The sequence below is a fragment of the Methylotuvimicrobium buryatense genome, assembly GCF_005931095.1.
GTDB lineage: Bacteria > Pseudomonadota > Gammaproteobacteria > Methylococcales > Methylomonadaceae > Methylotuvimicrobium > Methylotuvimicrobium buryatense.
Genome location: NZ_CP035467.1, coordinates 862,902 through 880,445, shown reverse-complemented (window position 1 = coordinate 880,445; position 17,544 = coordinate 862,902). Strand labels below are relative to the sequence as shown.

Here is a 17,544-nt window from a genome sequence, read left to right as displayed (position 1 = left end):
CCTTGTCACCGACCACCATATAGACGACATACGCGACAAATATCGTCGTTAAAATATAAAACCCCGTTGCCATCGATTACTCCATTTTAATTTGTTATTCTATTTTCGCCGAAAAACAGGCCTTTTTTAATAAAAAACCAAGCGTTTCGGGATAACAGCGAATATACCAGAAGCCGCGCGACCGGGTAAACCGTAAATCCTTACCAACAGACCTGCCCTTTGGCCAAGCGCGGCAAGTCATCCCTTAATCCCATGGCATGACGGTTCAAATAATCTTTCAACGCCGTAGTATGATTGATACGGTTCATGCCGAACGAACGTAGTTTGGCGAACATCGGATTGCCGACCGCATAGGTTTTATTGATTAAATCCATACTCGCCATCATCATTAAGTTATCGCCTTTACGCCAGCGCTCATAATGCCTTAGATATTGAACACCCGATAACGGCCGCCCCGACCGTTGAGTGTCTATGACGGCTTCAGCCAAGGCTGCGGCATCCAACAAACCGGCATTGGCGCCTTGTCCGGCCAAAGGATGCATCGCATGCGCCGCGTCGCCCACCAATGCCAAATGACTGTCGGTATAGCGGTCGGCAAATTGAAATTTCAGCGGAAAGGCCGCGCGCGGACCGATCTTGAGCATGTTACCAAGGATACCGCCCGATGCTTGCTGTAATAGCCTTAAAAACTCGTCATCGGGCAATGTTAAATACTGTTGCGCAGTCTCGGTCGATAAGGTCCAGACGATCGAACACTGACCATCGAAAAGGGGCAAAAAAGCCAAAGGACCTTCTTCGAGAAACCGCTGCCATGCTGTCGCTTGATGCTCGAGCTCGGTTTGCACAGTCGCGACCAAACCGTCTTGTCGATAGGGCCAACCCGTCACGCCGATACCGGCCATAGACCGCAAGGCAGATTCGCGCCCATCGGCGGCAACCACCAAAGGCGCTTCAAAACTTTGCCCATCCGTCAATCTTAGGCGCCTGCCGTTTTCGATCGATTCCATGCGCTCGATTTCGGCAGGCGTGATGCATTGAACGGTCGGCAAGCCGTCCAAGATGTCCCAAAGCGCCGCGACCGTAATTCGGTTTTCGACGATATGTCCCAATTCGGGGAACACCGTATCGGCGCAATCGAAATGCAAATAGCCATCGGAGCGGCCATCCCAGACTCGCATGTCCTTGTAAGGCGCGGCGCCTTTTTGCACGATTCCGCGCCAAGCACCGACACCCTCCAGAATGGCCTGAGAGGCTTTGGTCAACGCCGATACGCGGATATCCCGCAGGCTTTCGTCCCATTGCCGCTCCGGACTGCGCCTGTCCAATAACATGGTTTCGACCCCGCCATACCCTAGCGCACAAGCCAAGGCCGCACCGACCATGCCGCCGCCGACCACTATCACTTCCGCTTGCATCGTCATCCGCCTTATCTCCTGTTTCCGACGCGCGGCAGTCTGCCGGCCAAGCCCATCGCATGGCGTGTCAATAACGATTTACCGCCGGGCAATATATCGAGCAATGCCAAACCCAAATTTCTGGCGGCCGCCAAGGCCAACCAGTCATTCGAAAAAATCCTGACTACGTTGTCGGTAAAGCCGATTATTTTATTCAGATCCTTGCGCCTGGATTGAGCATAGCCCTTCAAGAACATCGAGTCGCCGATATCGCGCTTGCGCTTGGCTTGTTCGATCAGCATCTCAGCTAACTGCACGACATCGCGAAGCCCCAGATTGAAACCTTGTCCTGCAACCGGGTGTAATTGATGCACCGCATTTCCGATGATCACGGCGCGCCCTTTCACCATCGTTTCGGCCTGTACCAAGGTCAGCGGGAAGGCCCTGCGCGGAGCCGCCAAACTCAACTCACCCAGGCGATAGCCGAAACACTCTTGCAATCGTTCGATGAATTCCTTATCGGAAACCGACATCAAGCTTTCCGCATCCCTGTGCGTATTGGTCCAAACCACGGCGCATTGACTTCCTTCGATCGGCAATAAAGCCAAGGGCCCGGAAACGGTAAAGCGTTCGAAAGCGGTATTACGATGCGGCAATGAGCAATTTACAGTCGTCACCAACGCCGTTTGCCCGTATTCGGTCGTTTGCTGCCCAATATCGAGCAATTTCCGCACCGAGGAATTACCGCCGTCAGCGCCGATCAGTAGCTTGGCAGTCAAGGTTATTGATTCGTCATGGTATTCGAGATTCGCGCCAATATCGCTATCGGTACTGGCCAAACCCGCCAATCGAGCCGGACTGAGTTTGGTAACTCCGGACCGTTCGACCAAGTCCGCGACATGGCTTTCAATGTCGCGTGCCTTGATCACATAGCCCAGCGCCTTGACGCCTTCCTTTTTCGCCGACAAGCGGGTTTTCCCGAAATGCCCGCGATCGGACACATGAATATTCTCGATCGGCGCGGCCTTATCGGAAACTCCCTGCCACGCTCCGAGCGCATCCAGCATCGTCACGGTGCCGGCAGCCAATGCCAAGGCGCGATCGCCGGCCCATGAGTTTTGTAATTGCTCGCGGCTCTGAGCTTCAATCACGGCGATTTCGAGCCCCGAACCTTGCAATGCCAAGGCCAGGCAATTACCGGCCAATCCGCCGCCGATAATCAATGCATCGTATTGTGTCCGCATCAGGCCGCCTGCATCAACGCTTCGATGGCTTCAACGCTTTTCGGCACGCCGCCGGTCAATATTTCGTGCCCGTCTTGCGTCACCAGCACATCGTCTTCTATTCTGATCCCGATACCCCGCCATTGTTCGTCGACTTGCTCGCAATCCTTAGGAATATAAAGGCCGGGTTCTATCGTCAACACCATGCCCGGCTCCAATATCCGCCATTCGTCCTTGACCTTGTAATCGCCGACATCGTGTACGTCCATGCCGAGCCAATGCCCGATTCGGTGCATATAGAATTTTTTATAGGCTTCGTCCTTGATCAGTTTCGCCACGCGCCCTTTCAGCAAACCCAATTTAACCAAGCCTTTAGTCAAGGTTTTTACCGATGCCTCATGAGCCTGATTCCAAGGATTGCCGGGCTTGATCTCGGCCAAGGCCGCCGACTGAGCATCGAGCACCAGTTGATAAAGTTGCTTTTGCGGCTCGGAAAAACGCCCGGAAACGGGAAAAGTGCGCGTGATATCGGCCGCATAGTGATCGCATTCGGCACCCGCATCGATCAATAACAAATCGCCGTCGGCTAATTTAGACGTATTTTCGGTGTAATGCAGCACGCAAGCATTCTTACCGGCGGCTACGATCGAAGGATAGGCGACCGCCCTTAAACCTTGCTGTAAAAAATGATAGATGATTTCGGATTCGATTTGATATTCGTATAAGCCGGCGCGGCATTTTTGCATCGCTTTGACATGCGCATCGGCGGAAATTTCGGCCGCCTTACGCATCAGTTTGATTTCGGCCTCGCTTTTGAACAAACGCATTTCGTGCAAGATATGTTCGAGCGATACCAACTCCAACGGCGCATTGACGCCGGCCCGAGATTGATTGCGTAAATGATGCACCCATTCGAGCAGGCGGTGATCCAAATCGCTATCTCGGCCCATCGGATAAAAAACCTTTTCTTTATCTTCAATGAGTCCAGGCAGTATTTCATCGATATCGTCGATCGGAAACGCATCGTCGGCGCCGTAATCGGTCGTTGCTCCGATCAAACCGGCGTGCGCACCTTCCCAAAGCGCTTTTTTCTCATCGTATTCGCGGCAAAAAAGCAAATATTGTCCTTGCTGCCGACCGGGGATGAATACCGCTAGCGCATCCGGCTCATTGAATCCGGTCAGATAATAAAAATCGCTATCTTGACGAAACGGGTAATGTACATCTCGATTACGGGTTTGCGCCGAGGCGCTGGGTATCAACCCGATATTACCCTTGCCGATCTGTTGCATTAACCGCTTACGGCGTTTTTTAAATTCTGCTTGCTTCATTTTTTCTGTCGTTCTCGATTTTTACTGTGAAAGAGGGCGATCATACCCCCTTTATACTCAAAAATTAGATAACTTTATGAAGGTATGGGGTGTGGCTAGCGAGGATGTCGGCAGCAGGGAGCGCTGCCGTCAAGCCCCATGGATGGGTTCACGGCGGTCCTCGATAGACACATCCCATGCCTTTCATTCTTAGACGGTTTTTCAATCAAAAGGCAGTAAAGCAGTCGCTACTCGACTAATGAAGTATCGGCGACAGGCATGAACCGCTCTTTCGATAAATAGCATCCGGACCGGTTAACTGGATCGGATGCGTGTTTTATACCCATCGCAGATGAAAATTCGGTGCCGGGGTGTCCGTCAAAGGACGCCGTGAATACATCCCTGTAGGCTCTATGCCAGCTCCATGCTGGCAAAGCCTTTGCCGCACACCCCGGCGCCTCCTCAGGTGCTGCCGAAATTTGAAATGCGAAAGGTATATCTTTAATGAGTGGTACTGCTAATGGAACCGGACAATTCATTACGAATTAACTGTACTGCAACTCGTAAGTATTCTTGAATTTCAGCAAAGGCTTCTTGGCTCTCTTCGCTATCTTCATCGTCCGAGAGGACTTCCAGCTTAGTGATTTCGACAATATCCTTCACTATTTCGCCGACATCACCGGTCCAATTTGAAGACGATTGGCTAAAACCGATACCGAACAAAAAACCTTGGCACCAATCGCGCATCGCTTCAACGGCTTCGCTTAAGCTATCATCGTCGACATCCGGCAACATTAAATCGAAGGTATAATCGTCATCCGTCAATAACGATCTGGTTTGTTCGAATAAATCCCCTAGCACAACATTTCCGCCAGATGCGGCAGATCCTTCTCCGAATAGCTCATCCAGCCAATTTGATTGACTGGCTCTTACATCAACACACAACATTCCGGTTGCAATGCCATGCGCTTCTGCTGCCGTCACCTCGGCACCCTGTTCCCGTAGCGTCTGATCGATTGTCTGATAAATCATTTTCTTGTTAAAAAATACGGATTCCAAAAAATTAACCGGCTTATGCTAACATTGATTGGACGAATGGATAATACTGAGAGAAAGTTATTTTTAGCAAACCGTCATTTTCAGTACAATTAGCCAAGTTGCACATTTTGTCTTCTTGAGTTTATTCGCACGGTAAATTCGGCTCCTTCGCCGCTACCCCATTGAAAAAGGCCGGGGCATAAAAACCGAAATTTGCCAATCGATGACTACACTTTATCTACTTAAATTATTATGCCAAACGCTGAAAACGACCATTCACTGGAATTAAAAGACTTGGAAGAAAAGCTCGATCGTTTGATCGAACAATACAATGCGATCAAAAATGAAAACCATTCGCTTAAAATTAAACAAGCGGAACTCGTCAAGCAAAAAGCCAAATTACTTGAAAAAACCACACTAGCCAAAACCCGAGTCGAAGCGATGATCTCCCGTTTAAAATCCATGGAGCATGGTGCATGAGCAGAAACACTTCCGCCGTCACACTCAACATACTCGGCAAAGAATATAAAATCGCCTGCGAACCCGAGGAGCAAGACGGACTGACCGAATCCGCGCGACAACTCGACAAAAAAATGCGCCAAATAAGGGACTCCGGCAAAGTCAGCGGTGCCGATCGCATTGCCGTCATGGCGGCGTTGAACATGGCTCACGAACTTCATCTAGCCGAATCCCGCAACCGCGAACTGGAATTACATCTGCAGGAAAGCCTGATAAAAATGAGTAATAAAATAGAAAACGTTTTGGAAATTGCAGAAACGCGTTAAAATGAAGTCCTGTATCTCCTGCAGCGTTCGAGGGTGGGCTGGGTGTTTCCTGAACCTATATTTACCCCGGGAACAATTGTTCGGCATTGGTGTGCATACCCGCTTTACGCGGGAAGCCTGAAAGGCCATCTGCGTTCCCACTTGAACCGTCGGTTCAAGGACGAAAGCTCATTACGGCGCAGGTGGGAGATACTGCCTTTATTGCCTTTCCTATATCCATGAACTACTGGTTAATGAAATCCGAACCTAACGAATTCGGTATCGACGATTTATTTAATAGACCCCATCAGACCGAACCGTGGGACGGCGTCAGAAACTACCAAGCCAGAAATATGATGCGCGATCAAATGAAGATCGGCGATTTGGCTTTCTTTTATCATTCCAACTGCGATATCCCCGGCATCGTCGGGATCATGAAAATTAGCCGAGAAGGCTACCCCGACCCTTTCGCATTCGACCCCGACGACAAACACTTCGACCCGAAAAGCTCGCCCGACAATCCGCGATGGTTCATGGTGGATGTTCAATTCGTAAAAAAACTATCCCGCACGATCCCGTTACAAGAACTGAAACAATACCCAGAATTGGAAGACCTTGCCCTAGTCAGACGCGGCAACCGCCTATCGATCATGCCGGTTTCGAAAACGCAATGGGATTTCATATTGGGGCTTGAATGAAACGATAGTGTTTGGGTTATGCTGGATTGTGAAGATGAGGCTCACGCGAAGACGCGAAGGGATAATGAATGATGAATGCGCTGCTATCACAGCCTGATTTACCAGCAAGCTTAACGTGTTATTTCAGACTCTTGTTTATTCTTTCCTTCGCGTTGCCGCTAAACGATCCAGTTTTGACTTTTTGCTTTCCTTAGCGTCTTCGCGCCTTCGCGTGAGGAAAAAAAATCACATAACAAGCCGGGCAACGGCAGCCGCCCGGCCAATACAGTTTTTAGTGGCTCACTTCGACTCGCGCGCCTTTACTTTGCCCGATTCCGCCAAGCATTTGCACGAACCAAGGCGTGTCGATATCGAACGGTTTGCCGCCTTTGATGCGCGGGAATTCGATCGCACGCAAGACGTTACCGTTATCCTCATCATGACCGATGACGCCGGACTCGCGGCGTAATGCGCATTCGACCGCTAAATCGGCACAGGATTTGATCAAACGAATATCATCGACGTTCGATGCCGATGCCCGTGCGAAATATCCCGATTTTTGAATCAAGGTTTTTTCCGCGCCGATCATTTCGGCGAATTGCTCGCCGAACCATTTACCCGGATTGACCGCATCAAGCTTGATGTGACCGAACGCATCGCGCGGAACTTCTTGGCCCTTGGCCTGCATTTCGGCGACGATCGCATCGACACCCGCGCCTTCCGAAACGAATATATTGACGCAATCGACTTTATCCATCACCTCGCGCAAGCGCTTCGCTTCGGCTGCCAGATCGATTTCCATTTCGGGAACGAAGACACCGTGTACTTCGTATGCCGCGCGATCGAGACCGATTTCAGGCAGCCATTCGGAGCGATCCAACAATTTGCGGTATTCCATTGCGGTTGCGGCAGTCAGCCATCCGCAATTGCGGCCCATGACTTCATGAACGATGAGCATGCGTGGATTGGCGTTATACTCGGCCACGACATTTTGAAAATAATGTGCGCCTTGCTCCGCTGCAGTCCATGCACCTAAGGATTGTTTAATCGGGAATACGTCGTTGTCGATCGTTTTCGGCAAACCGATGACCGTCAATCCATAATCGTTTTTCGCCAAGAAGGCCGCCAAATCGGCTGCTGCGGTATTGGTATCGTCGCCGCCGATCGTATGCAGAACATCGACGCCGTCTTTGACTAATTGATCGGCCGCCACTTTTTGAGGGTCCTGACCTTCTTGAACCAACCCCCGCTTGATGCAGTCTTTGACGTTGGTCAGTTTGACCCGGCTGTTGCCGATCGGCGAGCCGCCGAACTTATGCAGCAACGCGGCGTTTTCGCGGATTTTCGGGGTCACGGCGTAAGAATCGCCGAGTAGCAGGCCTTTGTAACCGCTACGATAGCAGATGATCTCGATCGAAGGGTCGATTTCGGTGTAACGCTCGATGAGACTGCCGATGGCTGAACTAAGGCAAGGCGCTAAACCGCCCGCAGTGAGAATTGCGACTTTTTTTGGTTTGTTCATGAGATTTAAGCTTTGTGGTTATAAAGTTTGTGATTATAAAAACATTATGCAGTGTAAACGCGGAAAACACTTCCTCCGCTTTTTTAAACCCGGCTCATGCCGTTTGGGAATTTAAACGACGTAACGCTTAATTATAGAGTCTGAATCGGTCGGCGGTAAATTTTAGCATAATCGAATCAAATCGCTGCCGTCGATTCAATCCTCTAATATCCGAAAATTAACTCGATAAATATGCCTATGCGCCGATTTTTGAGACAGGCCGTCCAATTTCAGCGAAAATATAGGCAAATTCTTCCCTCCATTTATTAACCTGCCTCCATCTTTCGGATTATCCGACTCTATGCGTAAATACCAGGGACAATTAGTTCACCAAAGCTTCGATGAAGAAGGCGTCATCGAAATCGTCGAATCGGAAGGCGTTCGCGCCTTGCATTTCGGCTCGTCATCACGGCAAAGCAGCATGTTGCTGACCGATCCGGACCAATTGCATTCGCTGTATGCCCGCGCAATGATGGCCTGGCTGTTGTTTAAAGACGCCCCCGGCGATGTATTGATGATAGGCTTAGGAGGCGGGTCTTTGGCAAAGTTTTTACTGCAACGCTTCGAAGACTGTAAAATAAAGGTCGTAGAATACCGGCGCGGCGTCGTTAAAATCGCACGCAGTCATTTCGATTTACCGCTCGATTCGCGTCTGAAAATAAAAATCGGCGACGGCGGGCACTATATCCGCCAAAAGAGTCTAACGGCATCGGAAAGCTACGATTTATTGATGATCGATGCGTTCGATCACGAAGGCATGTCCGATTCGATCGGCGGCGAAGCGTTTTTCGACGGCTGCAAGACTTTGTTGAAGCCGGACGGCATGCTAATCATCAATTTATGGGGCACCGACAAAGCGCTGTTTCAGGATGTCGCTTGGCACTTAGGCCGGGTTTTCGACTGGCGCCTATTGTTTCTGCCGGTGCGCGGACGAGGCAATGTCATAGGCTTTGCTTTTAACGACCCAATGCCCTTGCCGACTCAAAAAGAACTACGAGGCCGTACGCAAGCCCTCGAGAACAATTATCATCTGGAATTTCCCGTTTTTTTACAAGATTTAAAGCGCAACAACCGTACTTTATTCAACCGGATTATCAAACCATGATTGCTCCCGCGATGCCTAGCGCACCGAATCTTTTCGGCTACCGCAAATACTGGGCGCACCGTTTCGGAACGGCGCCCGAATTACCGATGACTCGCGCCGAAATGGACGAACTCGGCTGGGATTCGTGCGACGTCATTCTAGTCACCGGCGACGCCTATATCGACCATCCGAGCTTCGGTATGGCGCTGATCGGCAGACTCCTTGAAGCACACGGTTTTCGTGTCGGTATTATTTCGCAGCCGGACTGGACTAGCGCGGAAGATTTTAAGCGCCTCGGCGCACCCAATCTTTTTTTCGGCGTGACCGGCGGCAACATGGATTCGATGGTCAACCGCTACACGTCGGACAAAAAGATCCGCTCTAACGATGCTTATACTGCGGGCGGCGAAGCCGGCAAACGACCTGATCGAGCGGTCAACGTGTATTCGCACCGCTGCCGCGAAGCTTTTAAAAATATTCCGATCGTCATCGGGGGGATCGAAGCGAGCCTACGCCGAATTTCGCATTACGATTATTGGTCGGACAAGGTCAAAAAATCGGTCTTGCTCGACTCGAAAGCCGACCTGTTGGTTTACGGCAATGCCGAACGGCAAGTCGTCGAGATCGCGCACCGGTTAGCAGGCGGCGAAGCCATCGCCGATTTGCAATTCATTCGCGGCACCGCGCATTTCGTCAAACAAATTCCCGAAGGTTGGCTCGAAAAAGACTCGACCGATGTCGACATTCCGGGCCATGTCGCGCCACCCGCAAACCCTTATCAAGAAGAACCCGCCTGCGACAGCAAGCCGGCCGGCAATGTGATCCGTTTCGAGCGGCGCATCGGCAACGACAAACGCGCGCAGACCGTCATTCGTCTGCCGGCCTATGAGGCCGTCAAGGACGATAGCATCCTTTACGCCCATGCCTCGCGCGTGATGCATGGCGAAACTAACCCTGGGAACGCGCGCGCATTGATTCAACAGCACGGCAACCGATTACTCTGGGTCAATCCGCCGCCGATCCCGCTCAGCACGCAGGAAATGGACGGCGTGTTCGACCTGCCCTATTCGCGCCTGCCGCATAAACGTTACGGCGAGGCGAACATTCCCGCGTTCGAGATGATTCAACACTCGGTCAATATCATGCGCGGCTGCTTCGGCGGCTGCACATTCTGTTCGATCACCGAACACGAGGGGCGCATCATACAAAGCCGCTCCGAAGATTCGATCATCCGCGAGATCGAGGCGATCCGCGACACCTCGCCGAATTTCACGGGCCATATTTCCGACCTGGGCGGGCCAACCGCAAACATGTACAGATTGGCCTGCAAGGATCCGAAAATCGAAGCGGCTTGTCGTAAACCTTCATGCGTATTCCCCGGTATCTGCGACAACCTGAATACCGACCATTCCCATTTGATCAAATTATACCGGCGCGCCCGTGCGCTGCCCGGTATCAAGAAAATCTTCATCGCCTCGGGACTACGCTACGATCTGGCCGTCGAGTCGCCGGAATATGTCAAGGAGCTGGTCACGCACCATGTCGGCGGTTATTTGAAAATTGCGCCGGAACATACCGAGCAAGGTCCGTTGTCGCTTATGATGAAACCGGGCATCGGCACCTACGATCGTTTCAAGCAAATGTTCGATAAGTATTCGAAGGAAGCCGGCAAGGAGCAGTATCTGATCCCCTATTTCATCGCCGCGCATCCGGGCACGACCGACGAAGACATGCTGAATCTCGCACTCTGGCTCAAACGCAACGGTTTCCGTGCCGATCAGGTTCAAGCCTTTTTGCCGTCGCCGATGGCGATCGCAACCGCGATGTATCATTCCGGCAAGGACACGCTGCATAAGATCGGCCGCAAGGCACCGGATATTTCGATTCCGAAAAGCGTCAAGCAACGCCGTGTACATAAGGCTTTTTTACGCTATCACGATCCGAAAAACTGGCCGCTGCTGCGCGAAGCCTTGAAAAACATGGGGCGCGCCGACTTGATCGGCAACGGTAAAAAGCATTTGGTACCGACGTTTCAGCCGAAAGGCACCGTCGACTCAGCCCCCGCCAAGACGCAGCGATTTACAACCAAACATACCGGCTTCGGAAATAAACAACGCAAGCAACCGGGCCGGCGAGCCGCAAAGTCTCGTTAGAAGTTATACAACGCCCTGAAATAAATCATGTCGAAACCGCCTTGACTGCCGTTTTCGAGATCGCGGCGGTAGCGCATGTATACCCCTCGTAGATCAAAATTCGGCACCGGGGTGCTCGTCAAAGGACGCCGTGAATACGTCCCTGTAGGCTCTATGCCAGCTCCATGCTGGCAAAGCCTTTGTCGGACACCCAGGCGCCTCCTCTAGCACTGCCGAAATTTGAAGTGCGAAAGGTATACTCCAATCCGAACAAGGCGTCTTCGATCGGTATCCAATACAAATTGGGTCTTCTAAAAGCCGGTTTTAATAAATCTTTGCATGATCGCAAGCGCGCCAAGATTTTTCGCGAAAGCTGAAATGGGGTCCGTCCGATTTCAGCAGCGAAAAATGACTTGGCGATTATTGCCTTCGGCGGCCCCGATTCGCCCTGCGTCCGTGCCACTACGCCACATCATCGTAAACTCGATGCGGCTTCGTAGCACTCCCACAAATGGCTTTACGCCGTGTCGCGATGCCTTGTATTTTGCCTCCGCCTGCGCTATTCGCGCAGACTCCGGCAAAACACCCGGCGCTACGGCTATCGGGGACTAAAAATCTTCACTTCGCTAACGCTCCGTTGTTGAGTAGACCGCAGGCACTTCCCCCACAGACTCTCGCAGAACGGTACGTGAACCTCTCGATTCATACCGCTCCCATCAGGCAAACGCACCTATCATTCCCGCCCGCCAATGGGCAAACAAGTTTGGATGTTGATCTGCAATCTTCTCCAGAAACAGCATTGCCTTTATTTTATGCTGGCGTAGCGGCTTGAACTTTCGTCTTACCCACCTCACCAGAGTCATGTTGACGTGACGACACATACCATATAACGCAGATCGGGTATAACAACCATAATAGCCTATCCATCCCCTAATGATGGGATTCAACCATTGTGCTATTTGCCCTAAGCTCAACTCGGTACGCGTTCTGACTCGTAACTTTCTGACCTTTCCTCGCATTGACTTCAGCGCCGCTTTACTCACCGCCGGCGTAAAGTTTACAAACACACTGTTTCTTTTGCGATTCCTACACAGTCGCCGTCTGAACGTATACCCCAGAAAATCAAAGGAGGTATGCTTATAGCGCCCTTTGCGACTTCCATCTTTACAGTAAACAATCTTGGTTTTCACCGGATGAAGTTCAAGCCCACAGGACTGAAAGCGTTGTTTCAGTGCTTCCAGCATGTGTTTGGCTTCTGCCTCACTCCGGCAGTGCACCAGACCATCATCGGCATAACGACACCAGGGTGTATCCGAGTAGTGCTTTTGCAACCATTTGTCGAAGACATAGTGCAGAAACAGATTACTGAGCACCGGACTGACAACTCCACCTTGTGGCGTGCCTTTTCCCCGGCTACTCAATTCCCCATTGGGCATCTGCATCGGCACCGTCAACCAGCGCTCGATATACAATCTCACCCAAGCCGTATCGGTATGCTTATAGACCGCTTTAAGCAATAGATCATGCGGTATATTGTCGAATAATCCCTTAATATCAAACTCAAGTACCCAGTCATAGCGCCAACAACGTTCTCGCGTGACACCCACCGCATCGAGTGCTGACTTATTCGGCCTGTAGCCATACGAGTCAGGCAAAAAGTGCGGCTCAACCTGGGGTTCAAATTCCAGTTTGACGACCATCTGAGCAATACGATCACTCACGGTGGGTATACCCAAAATCCGTTCGCCACCTGCTTTCTTCGGTATGGCTACCGCTTTGACAGGCGGCGGGAAGTAACTGCCGGACGACAGCCGATTCCATAACTTGTAAAGATTGTCTTTCAGATTTCTTTCAAAATCTGCCAACGATTGCCTATCAACACCTGCAGCACCCGCATTGGCTTTCACCAATTCAAATGCACGCATCACTTGCCATTTCGAAATGACAAATGGCTTTGCCTCGCTCATATCATCCTCCTGCCTTTCAACAGTTGTGATAGCAATAAAGGCTGCCTGATGTTGCCCCTTCGCTCCTCGTTCATTACAAACGCTTCAACACTACTACGAGCAACTCCGCCCCAGTATCACGCATCGGTACTCTCATACTTATCAATTTAGTGATTTGCATTTCTCCCTTAACATCATGATGACTGGTTCCCACAGTTCCCATTGAAAGCCCGGTACAGAGTCACGCCCACTATACGCCGGACACCATCTGCACAGACTTCGGATCCGCTTGCAGACTCATCCCTGAAGTCTTGGACGCCCCAGGTTTTGATGTCGAGTCTCTGAATAACGACGCGTCAACATAGGTTCGGTTTAACTCGTCTCTCTGTACCCTACCTGCTAATTATGAATTAGCTTTTCCTCAACGCTCACTACCTGCACTCTTAATACAAGCAGCTTGAGGTGGTTTAAAGCCGGTTTCCGACAGCAGACTTTGATGGACCTACCATCATCTTCCAATGAGCTTATACACATCTGCTCGCTATTTCCGTATAGCGTCAGTTTGTGTGCCTGTGGCACACTCCAAGATTTTCAGCGGATGAGTAACCTAGCCCCCTGGGGTAATGAAATTATTCAATTGATGCGGATTGGCAACATACCCCGTCCCGCTCCACTGCCATTAAGTTAAGGATTTTTCCGTTCGCCCTGAGCTTGTCGAAGGGTGAATGGAAAAATCCTGGGTCGATAAGTTAAGCCGTCCCGCTCAGGAAGTTGATTGTTATCCGTCATTTGATCTCCCTCTGGTAAGTTCTTGAATATCCTCTAGCGTTAAGTCCAGCAATTTAGCCACTTCCGCTTCCGGTATCCCATGACCGAGCATTTTCAATACCGATTCAGCTCTGGCTTTTTGATAACCGATTTGCTCACCCTCTTCTTTACCTTCCGCTCTACCCTCTTCTTTACCTTCCGCTCTACCCTCTTCTCTACCCTCTTCTCGCGCGGTATCGATGACATTTTTTAAATCGCGGTAGTATTTCAAGCTAGATTCATAGGCCTGGCGCTCTTCGGGCTCAAAACGGGCAATGCTCGCTTTTTCAAACAAGCTCAAAAAGACTTTTTCGCGCAAGCGCGGCGGGATGTCGTCCAGTTCATGCAAATGGCGGAACAAAAAGAACCATTTGTCTTGCAGGGTGTCGAGTTGGTCTTCCGTTTTCCTAAAGTTGGGCAAGGTCAAGTAGATAAAGGTCAGCTTGTCGTAAAACACCTGATGATGCTGATTTTTCAATTGCACACGATGGATGACTTCATCGCGCTGGGCATTGTCCTCATCATCAAACACAAAGTCCAGGATGCCGATGGTGTAGACCGCCGACAGCCTAAAATCCCAGTCGCCACGTTGGGCTTGCTGTTGAATCGGGAAGGTGGCGTAAAAGACGCTGCGGTCTTTGAAGAAGTTCTGTTTGGCTTTTTGCAGCTCGACAATAAAATATTCACCGGTCGCGCTGACGCAATTTAGGTCAAAGATGGCTTTGCGATCCAGCGCCGTCGCGCCTTGGTACTCGTTATTACAAAACTGTAGTTCTTCAATCTGGTGCCGTTCCGGCAGCAAGGTATTCAAAAAGCTAATCAGATGTTCTTTACTTGCCTCTTCGCCAAAGGCTTTTTTAAAGCCAAAATCGGTGAATAGATTGATGTACTTTTCTTTCATGGGACAGGACAAGGTCAAGACAATACATGACGCTCAGTTTAGCATAAGTCATGCTGTGTCTTTTATTCCTGGACAGTGTTTATAGTTTCTGTCAATGGCCAACAGAATTGAGCCAGTTTTGGCCATTTAAATTGAGCCACTTTTCCAGGGTTACGATGCTTGATTTAGCTTTGATTTGAGTCGATAACTTTCCCCTCCTAGCATAAAAATGTGTGAATGATGGATGATGCGGTCGACGATGGGTACGGCGACGTTGTCATCGATAAAAAACTCGCCCCAGTTGGTGAATTCCTTGTTGGTGGTCAGGATCACCGAGCGGTATTCGTACAGCGCGTTGATGAGCTGAAACAGGTTGTGCATGCCTTGTTTGTTCATCGGCAGGTAACCCAGTTCGTCGATGATCAGTACATCGAATTTGAGCAGTTGGTTGATTTTCTTTTTCAACTCGCCTTTGAGTTCGGCCAGTTCCAAGGCCTCCATCAAGCCTAGCGCGGTGTTGAAGCTGACCTTATAACCGGCATCGATGGCTTTCAGGCCGATGCCGATGGCCAGGTGTGTCTTGCCGACCCCGGGCGGTCCGATGAAGACCACATTGTCCCGATTGTCGATAAAGCCGAAGTCGAGCAGACTGTTGACTTCCCGTTTACTGATGGTGGTCTGAAAGCGATAATCGAACTCTTCCAGGCTTTTGAGCAAAGGAAAGCCAGCGCGTTTGCGGTTTTGCTCGATGCGCTTGGCGTTGCGCTGGCGCTGTTCATGTTCAACCAAGCTTTCGGCAAACTGCAGGTAGGAACTTTCATGGGTCTCGGCTTGGCCAAGCAAGGTTGGCAAGTGTTCGGCAATGGCCGTCAGGCACAAGCTGCGATATTGCCTGGCAATCTGATCAATGGATGGCATGGCTCTCTCCTTGGCCAGCCGAGTGGCCATTCAGGGCACGATAACGGGCCAGCGGACATTCTTGCTTGATGGCGGCAGTGGCCTGCTCTGATGGCGGCATCGATAGGGCATCGCTGTCGTCCGAGCGTCCCACAGACTGCCGCCAGGCCTCCAGTCGTTCTTTCAGGCCGCTGGCCGTTAACCGAGGCGTGTCGATCAGTCGCGTCAGCACCGCTTCGGGAATCGCACCCTGCTGTTTGATCTGCTCGGTCAGCACCTGCTTGGCACCGGCCAGCTGGTCTTTGTAGATTTTCGGCGAGCTGGCTTTCAACAGGGCACACAGCTGAGTCACGACCGCCGGAGACGGCAGCAGTTCATGCAAGTCCTTTTCAAGCGTTTCGATGCGTAGCGACATATCCCGGTAATGATGCCGGTTCTTAATAATTTGCCCCTTTTCTAGACACACAGCATGTTCGGCGATCACTTTGTGAGTACTGAGATCGCTGATCTGGATGACGCCGTTAGCTTCATGCACGGCGACACGGGCGCATTGATACGCCATCGGTACCGAGTATTTATTGGATTGCCAGGCGATCAAGCCGGTTTTATCCGCCTTGCGGGTGATGCGGGCCTGGCTGGCGGTCGCGTCAACACAAGACGGCGTCAGGTAAGCCCGCATATGGCCTTGCTCGTTGGCCGCGTAATGTATCGCCGGTTGTTGGCCGGTGGTGCCGTGTCGCCGTTGATTGGCTATCCCGTCGAGCCAGTCGGTCATATGGGCCTTCAAAGCATCCCAGTCGGTAAAAGTCTCGCCATACAAGGCATTTTGTTTGACGTATTTGACCCCGGCCTCGACCTTGCCTTTGCTTTCCGGATCATAACCTTCACAAGCCCGAATCGTGAAGCCCGCTGCCGTGGCGTACTGATGGAAGCGCTGGTTCAAGCGCAACTCGCGAAACACTTCGCTAATGACCACCAGCTTGGTCTGATCGTACACGCACTCTTGCGGTATGCCGCCGAAATAGCGAAATGCCGCATCGTGCTGGCGAATCAGCGTTTCGGTATCAATAGGCTTGGCACAGATCGAAACATGCATCAGACGCGAATACGACAGCACAAACACCATGAAATATACCGTCGTCGCCACGCCGCCAATCATCACATCGCGCAGTTCGCCGCCATCGACCTGGCATTGTTCGCCCGGCACCATGTCCAATACCGGCTCATAATAACGCGCCTGCTTAAAGCTAATCTCTTGCTTGAGAGCCTGTATATAACGCCGTACCGAACGGTCGGAAACGGCCAAATCGTCCACTTTGGCCTTCAGTTTGCGCAGCACTTTGACCGCTGACAAGCCCGGATAGGTTTGCAGCAACTGAATAATGTAGTCGCGGTAATCGTCCAGCTTCTTACCTCGGGCTATCTCTTCCTGCAGGGCACTAATGTCCGCAGCCGACAGCTTCAGGTATTTGCTCACGGTGTTACGGGAAATACCCAATTGACTGGCAATCTGACGCTCGGATAAGCCGTTGCCATCGTTGTATAACGCTTTAATCTGATGGATCACAATCCACTCCTTCATGACGCTCCCTGGAAAAAATTCAGGGACTCTGTCAGATTTATTGGTACAAATAAAGTCTGAAAAAGTGGCTCAAAATTGTTGGCCATTTCTGGCTCAGTTTAATTGGCCATTAACAGTTTCCATATTTACGCCCTCGCCCCCCCCGGTTAGTGACTATCGCATTTCATTTGCATCTGATCCGTTTTATTTACCCGGTCCTGCTCAAAACCTAAGCGCCACGATACTACCATTAAGTTAAGGGGTACCCGT

15 protein-coding genes and 1 other RNA gene are annotated in these 17,544 nt (G+C 51.0%); 6 read left to right on the top strand and 10 right to left on the bottom strand.

Going from position 1 to position 17,544, the window contains the following annotated elements; translation table 11 throughout:
• Positions 1-200: 200 nt before the first annotated feature.
• The 4 genes from EQU24_RS04195 to EQU24_RS04175 all read right to left on the bottom strand — a co-directional run bounded on the left by EQU24_RS04195 (position 201) and on the right by EQU24_RS04175 (position 4,959).
• Positions 201-1,421, bottom strand: coding sequence for a UbiH/UbiF/VisC/COQ6 family ubiquinone biosynthesis hydroxylase (locus EQU24_RS04195; protein WP_017840702.1), 1,221 nt, complete (start codon positions 1,419-1,421; stop codon positions 201-203).
• A 5-nt stretch (positions 1,422-1,426) separates the two neighbouring features.
• Entirely contained in the window at positions 1,427-2,638 is a 1,212-nt protein-coding gene (gene ubiH / locus EQU24_RS04190; protein WP_017840703.1) for a 2-octaprenyl-6-methoxyphenyl hydroxylase, read from the bottom strand.
• The gene (gene pepP / locus EQU24_RS04185; RefSeq protein ID WP_138767075.1) at positions 2,638-3,948 is read right to left on the bottom strand and encodes a Xaa-Pro aminopeptidase; all 1,311 of its coding nucleotides are present in this window, start codon (positions 3,946-3,948) and stop codon (positions 2,638-2,640) included. The genes ubiH and pepP overlap by 1 nt, the downstream gene beginning before the upstream one ends.
• Positions 3,949-4,428: 480 nt before the next feature.
• Positions 4,429-4,959: a UPF0149 family protein gene (locus EQU24_RS04175; protein ID WP_017840705.1), complete on the bottom strand. Its 531-nt coding sequence runs from the start codon at positions 4,957-4,959 to the stop codon at positions 4,429-4,431.
• A gap of 258 nt (positions 4,960-5,217) precedes the next feature.
• Between EQU24_RS04175 and EQU24_RS04170 the strand changes: the two genes are divergently transcribed.
• The 4 genes from EQU24_RS04170 (at position 5,218) to EQU24_RS04155 (ending at position 6,427) form a co-directional block, all read left to right on the top strand.
• Positions 5,218-5,445 carry a TIGR02449 family protein gene (locus EQU24_RS04170; RefSeq protein WP_017840706.1) on the top strand — a complete coding sequence of 76 codons (228 nt, stop codon included), beginning with the start codon at positions 5,218-5,220 and terminating at the stop codon, positions 5,443-5,445.
• Entirely contained in the window at positions 5,442-5,750 is a 309-nt protein-coding gene (locus EQU24_RS04165) for a cell division protein ZapA (protein ID WP_017840707.1), read from the top strand. Before EQU24_RS04170 ends, EQU24_RS04165 begins: the two co-directional genes overlap by 4 nt.
• Positions 5,751-5,762: 12 nt before the next feature.
• A non-coding RNA gene (ssrS, locus tag EQU24_RS04160) (6S RNA) lies at positions 5,763-5,943 on the top strand.
• Positions 5,944-5,968: 25 nt separating this feature from the next.
• Positions 5,969-6,427, top strand: coding sequence for an EVE domain-containing protein (locus EQU24_RS04155; RefSeq protein ID WP_017840708.1), 459 nt, complete (start codon positions 5,969-5,971; stop codon positions 6,425-6,427).
• A 271-nt stretch (positions 6,428-6,698) separates the two neighbouring features.
• Here EQU24_RS04155 and EQU24_RS04150 read toward each other — a convergent pair whose 3' ends face one another.
• On the bottom strand, positions 6,699-7,928 hold the full coding sequence (locus EQU24_RS04150; RefSeq protein ID WP_017840709.1) for a pyrophosphate--fructose-6-phosphate 1-phosphotransferase: 1,230 nt from the start codon (positions 7,926-7,928) through the stop codon (positions 6,699-6,701).
• Positions 7,929-8,268: 340 nt separating this feature from the next.
• On the opposite strand from EQU24_RS04150, the gene EQU24_RS04145 reads away from it, so the two are divergent.
• The gene (locus EQU24_RS04145; protein WP_014149725.1) at positions 8,269-9,072 is read left to right on the top strand and encodes a spermine/spermidine synthase domain-containing protein; all 804 of its coding nucleotides are present in this window, start codon (positions 8,269-8,271) and stop codon (positions 9,070-9,072) included.
• A complete protein-coding gene (locus tag EQU24_RS04140) occupies positions 9,069-11,204 on the top strand; it encodes a YgiQ family radical SAM protein (protein ID WP_017840710.1) in 2,136 nt (711 codons plus the stop codon). Before EQU24_RS04145 ends, EQU24_RS04140 begins: the two co-directional genes overlap by 4 nt.
• A 151-nt stretch (positions 11,205-11,355) precedes the next feature.
• Here the strand turns inward: EQU24_RS04140 and EQU24_RS04135 are convergent, their stop codons facing one another.
• The 5 genes from EQU24_RS04135 to istA form a co-directional block, all read right to left on the bottom strand.
• The gene (locus EQU24_RS04135; protein ID WP_017840711.1) at positions 11,356-11,646 is read right to left on the bottom strand and encodes a hypothetical protein; all 291 of its coding nucleotides are present in this window, start codon (positions 11,644-11,646) and stop codon (positions 11,356-11,358) included.
• A 253-nt stretch (positions 11,647-11,899) separates the two neighbouring features.
• Positions 11,900-13,150 (bottom strand): group II intron reverse transcriptase/maturase, encoded by a 1,251-nt coding sequence (gene ltrA, locus EQU24_RS04130; protein ID WP_014148637.1) that lies wholly within the window; start codon positions 13,148-13,150, stop codon positions 11,900-11,902.
• 757 nt (positions 13,151-13,907) lie between these two features.
• Entirely contained in the window at positions 13,908-14,837 is a 930-nt protein-coding gene (locus tag EQU24_RS04125) for an Rpn family recombination-promoting nuclease/putative transposase (RefSeq protein WP_017840712.1), read from the bottom strand.
• A gap of 150 nt (positions 14,838-14,987) precedes the next feature.
• Positions 14,988-15,734, bottom strand: coding sequence for an IS21-like element helper ATPase IstB (istB, locus tag EQU24_RS04120; RefSeq protein WP_017840713.1), 747 nt, complete (start codon positions 15,732-15,734; stop codon positions 14,988-14,990).
• Entirely contained in the window at positions 15,721-17,280 is a 1,560-nt protein-coding gene (istA, locus tag EQU24_RS04115; protein ID WP_138767274.1) for an IS21 family transposase, read from the bottom strand. Before istA ends, istB begins: the two co-directional genes overlap by 14 nt.
• Positions 17,281-17,544 lie beyond the last annotated feature (264 nt).